This window comes from Streptomyces sp. NPDC006265 (assembly GCF_040613555.1).
GTDB lineage: Bacteria > Actinomycetota > Actinomycetes > Streptomycetales > Streptomycetaceae > Streptomyces.
Map to the genome: position 1 here is coordinate 1 of NZ_JBEXSH010001325.1, position 1,670 is coordinate 1,670.

The 1,670-nt window shown below is 71.6% G+C and carries 3 protein-coding genes; all 3 read left to right on the forward strand.

Features of this window, described 5'->3' with window-relative positions:
- Positions 1–59: 59 nt before the first annotated feature.
- The 3 genes from ABZ281_RS48445 to ABZ281_RS48455 are packed head-to-tail and all read left to right on the forward strand — an operon-like array spanning position 60 to position 1,544.
- Positions 60–512, forward strand: a complete 453-nt coding sequence (locus ABZ281_RS48445; RefSeq protein WP_356665127.1) for a DoxX family protein — start codon at positions 60–62, stop codon at positions 510–512.
- Complete coding sequence (locus ABZ281_RS48450) at positions 509–910, forward strand: Zn-ribbon domain-containing OB-fold protein (RefSeq protein WP_356665129.1); 402 nt, start codon at positions 509–511, stop codon at positions 908–910. The genes ABZ281_RS48445 and ABZ281_RS48450 overlap by 4 nt, the downstream gene beginning before the upstream one ends.
- 31 nt (positions 911–941) lie before the next feature.
- The gene (locus tag ABZ281_RS48455; RefSeq protein WP_356665131.1) at positions 942–1,544 is read left to right on the forward strand and encodes a GNAT family N-acetyltransferase; all 603 of its coding nucleotides are present in this window, start codon (positions 942–944) and stop codon (positions 1,542–1,544) included.
- Positions 1,545–1,670: the final 126 nt, after the last annotated feature.

The window sequence follows — 1,670 nt, forward strand, 5'->3', positions numbered from 1 at the left end:
CAGCCGGATCTGACGTACCGTCAGATCCGGCTGTCGGGCGGCGATGCGGGAGCATGAGCATGGACACGATCTGGCTCACCGGGGCGGAATGGCTGGCCGTGCTGCGGATCGGGCTCGGGCTGTGGTGGCTGGAGAGCTGGCGGCACAAGGACCGCAAGGCCTGGTTCCAACGCGGCACCGGCATCACATGGGCGGCGGGGATAGCCGCCGAGCACCGCTGGAGCGCCGTCCGCTCGGGTTTCGAGACGGCGGTCGCGCCGCACCCGCGTGTGATGGCGTACGTCGTCGTCTACGCGGAACTCGCCCTCGGGCTGGGCCTGATCACCGGCTTCCTCACGCCGGTCGCCCTCGCGGGCGGATTCCTCCTCAACGCCCTCTACTTCACGCTCATGATCCACGAAGTCGCCGAGCAGGGGCAGAACGCGATGATGGCCCTGATGTCACTGGTCGGATTGTTCGGGATGTCCTGGCAGACGTGGTCGCTGGACAGTGCGCTGGGACTGTTCGGATGACCGCCCGCCACGACCTGCCCGAGCCCGACGCCTTCACCCGGACGTACTGGGACGCCGCCGCCGAGGGCCGGCTGCTGATCCGCCGCTGCGGGGCCTGCGGCCGGGCCCACCACTACCCGCGCGAGTTCTGCCCCCACTGCTGGAGCGAGGACGTCACCTGGCAGGCGGCGAGCGGCCGGGCCACGCTCTACACCTGGTCCGTCGTCCACCGCAACGACCTGCCGCCCTTCACCGGGCGCCTGCCCTACGTCATCGCCGTGGTCGATCTGGCCGAGGGGCCGCGGATGATGACGGAGATCGTCGGCCCGGGGGAACCGTCGGCCGGAGCGGAGCTGCGGGTGGGGTTCCGGGAGGGGATCCCGGTCTTCCGGTTCCTGCCCGGCGCGGCCGGCAGGTGAACGGCGCGGCCCCACGCGCTTGAATGGCCTCATGGCCCCCATACGTGACCACTCCCCGACCGGCCCCCACCCGGAACTGAACGGCCACGGACTGCGCCTGCGCCCCTGGGACGCCGGGTCCGGTTCCGACGCCGACACCTGGCTGCGTGGGATGCGGGACCCCGAGTTCCGGCGCTGGAACACCCCGCTGCGGCCGGTCACGGACCGCCGCAGTGCCCAGGAGTCGCTGCTGGCGCGGGAGCAGAGCGCCACGGAGGGTACATCGTTGTCGTTCCGGGTCGCGGACGCGCGCAGCGACACGGCACTGGGGCACATCGGCGTCAATGAGATCAAGTACCACCTGAGGGTCGCCCGCGTCGGCTACTGGGTCCTGCCCGAGGCCCGTGGCCAGGGCGTGGCCACCCGGGCCCTCCTGCTCGCCACCCGCTGGGCCCTCACGGAACTCGGGCTGCACCGCCTGGAGTTGGATCACGCGGTGGGGCACGAGGCGTCGTGCCGGATCGCCGAGCGGTGCGGCTTCGCATACGAGGGCACGTTGCGCGGGGCGGTTTTCCAGGAGGACCGCCACGACGCGTTCCGGGACGCCCACCTGCACGCCCGCCTGGCCACGGACCCGGACCCGGCGGGTCCATGAGGGCCTGGAGCCGGACAGGAGTGTGGCGCAGGTCACCCGGCGCGTGCGATCAGTCCTCGACGGCAAGGTCCAGGGTCTGGCGGCCGTAAAAGGCCCGGAAGTTGTCCAGCGTCAGCCTCAGGAGCT

What these genes read in the sequence shown, in the direction of transcription:
- ABZ281_RS48445 (WP_356665127.1), top strand. Translation starts at nt 60, where the DNA reads ATGGACACGATCTGGCTCACCGGGGCGGAATGGCTGGCCGTGCTGCGG.
- ABZ281_RS48450 (WP_356665129.1), top strand. Translation starts at nt 509, where the DNA reads ATGACCGCCCGCCACGACCTGCCCGAGCCCGACGCCTTCACCCGGACG.
- ABZ281_RS48455 (WP_356665131.1), top strand. Translation starts at nt 942, where the DNA reads ATGGCCCCCATACGTGACCACTCCCCGACCGGCCCCCACCCGGAACTG.